Here is a 2,202-nt window from a genome sequence, read left to right as displayed (position 1 = left end):
CCATCGCCGCGATCCTCGCCGCGGCGACCGTTCTCGTTTTCCTTGCGACGGGGCTTCCTTACCCCGTCGTCCTGGGCGTCTCGAGCGGATGCTTGAGCATCGTCCCCTACCTGGGGCTGCCTTTGGCGCTCCTGCCGGCGCTGATCGTAGGCATGGTGAGCTTCGAAAGCGCGGCGCCGCTGTTCGCGATCGTCGCCGCCGTCACGGTCTTCCACCTGGCCGCGGTCAACTACCTCACTCCCCGGCTGGTCGGCGCCGGGGTGCGGATGAACGCGACCGCCTCGACGGCGGCGCTTCTGGTCTTCGGGATCCTCTGGGGGGGAATGGGACTGTTGCTGGGGATCCCGATCCTCACGGTGCTGCGCTGCGTCCTCGAGAACATCCCGTCTACGCGGCGGATCGGGAGGTGGCTGGGGAACTGACCCCGATGCGGAAGGGGCCCGGGAGATTCCTCCCGGGCCCCGGCCCCGTCAGGCCTTGGACCGTTCCACTTCCTGTTGCCGGAGGATGCGCCGCAGCAGCTTCCCCACCGCGGTCCTCGGCATCGCGTCGAGGAACTCGATGTCCCGGGGCAGCTTGTACACCGCGATCTTCCCCTTGCAATGCTCGAGAAGCTCCTTCTTGAGCTCCTCGGAAGGCGAGACGCCGGCCTTGAGCTGCACGAACGCCTTCGTCTTCTGCCCCATGATCGGGTCGGGAACGCCGACCACGCCCGCGTCGGCGACCGCCGGGTGCGTCACCAGCGCTTCCTCGATCTCCTCGGGCCCGATCCGGTAGCCGGACGACTTGATGAGGTCGTCCTCGCGGGACAGGAACTGGACGTACCCGTCCTCGTCCATCGTGACGACGTCTCCCGCAAGGCACCAGCCGTCGCGCACGCTCGACTTCTGCTTCTCGTTGTCCTTCCAGTAGATCGTGCCGGTGGGGCCCTGGACGATCATCTTTCCGACGTCGCCGGGCTTGACCGGCTCGAAGCTCTCGTTCACCACCCGCACCGTGTACCCGGGGCACGCCGTCCCGATCGCGCCGGGCTTCACCTTCTTGGTCACCGCGGAGGAGATGAAGACGAACATCATCTCCGTGGTGCCCAGCCCCTCGTAGATCTCCAGGCCGAACTTCTCCTTCCAGTCGAGATACGTCTTGGCGGTCAGCGCCTCGCCGCCGCCGGTGCAGAACCTCAAGGAAGAGTAGTCCCATTCCTTCGGGTCGATGTCGGCCAGCATCTTGCGGTACGCCGTCGGCAGCGCCGACATGATGGTGATTTTATGGTCCCGGATGTTCTTGAACATCGAGACCGGGTCGAACCTCGGGATGAGGGAGACGCCGGCGCCGAACCGGAACGGGATGACGCCCACGGTGGAGTAGCCGGCCGCCATCGCCAGCGGGGCCGGCCCGCCGATGACGTCCTTGTCGGTGACCTCCCAGCAGTACTTCCCGAAGCCGTCGGCGACGATGAGCGACTCCTCCATGAAATGCGCCGTCCCCTTGGGGAGCCCGGTCGTTCCGGAGGTGAACAGGAGGACGGAGACGTCCATCCGGTCGCGCTGCACCGCTTCGCACGCGTCGGGGTTCTTCATGAGGTCGGCGTACGGGACGTACCCCTTCGCCCGGACCTCGTTCTCGTCGCCGCCCACGACGACGATCGACTTCACGGACTTGAGGTCCGCCCGGACCGCCTCCACCTCTCCCAGCATGGCCGCGGCGACGACGATCACCTTCGCCTCCGCCACGTTCGCCACGTGGGCGATCTCCGTGCGCGCGAAGAGGACCGAGGTGGGCAGCGATACCGCGCCGATCTTGATGACGGCGAAGTTGCAGACGAGGATGGGCGGGATGTTGGGCATCCGCATCATCACCCGGTCGCCCTCCTCCACGCCCAGCTTCTTCAGCCCGTTGGCGACGCGGTTCACGCTCGCCTGGAGCTGCTTGTAAGAGATGCGCTGCTCGTCGAAATAGATCGCCGTCCGGTCGCCGAATTTTTCGGCGTTGCGGTCGACGAGGATCTCCGTCGAGTTGAACCTCTGCGGGATGTTCCGGAACTCGTCGAGCGTGTAGATCCTTTGAGGCCTCAGATCGGGCGGCGGAAGGTAGCTCTCCGGGATATTGCCCATCTCCTGCTGTCCTCCTCCTCAATGGGTGCGGCGGCGGGCCGGGGCAGGCGGCCCGCCGCCGTGCTTCGTTCCGCGCGTCTCCGCGCGGCGT

At 66.5% G+C, this 2,202-nt stretch carries 2 protein-coding genes; one reads left to right on the top strand and one right to left on the bottom strand.

Annotated elements, in window-relative coordinates:
* A partial coding sequence (locus AB1346_07135) for an AI-2E family transporter (protein ID MEW6720205.1) occupies window positions 1–422 on the top strand: 422 nt, incomplete at its 5' end.
* A gap of 48 nt (window positions 423–470) precedes the next feature.
* Here the strand turns inward: AB1346_07135 and AB1346_07130 are convergent.
* The gene (locus tag AB1346_07130; GenBank protein ID MEW6720204.1) at window positions 471–2,111 is read right to left on the bottom strand and encodes an acyl-CoA synthetase; all 1,641 of its coding nucleotides are present in this window, start codon (window positions 2,109–2,111) and stop codon (window positions 471–473) included.
* Window positions 2,112–2,202: the final 91 nt, after the last annotated feature.

Source organism: Thermodesulfobacteriota bacterium (assembly GCA_040758155.1).
Classification (GTDB): domain Bacteria; phylum Desulfobacterota; class Deferrimicrobia; order Deferrimicrobiales; family Deferrimicrobiaceae; genus UBA2219.
Note: the sequence above shows the minus strand (reverse complement) of the source record. Positions and strands in the feature narration are given on the sequence as shown.

Coding starts and splice junctions, on each gene's coding strand:
- AB1346_07130 (MEW6720204.1), bottom strand. CDS start 2,111: ATGGGCAATATCCCGGAGAGCTACCTTCCGCCGCCCGATCTGAGGCCT.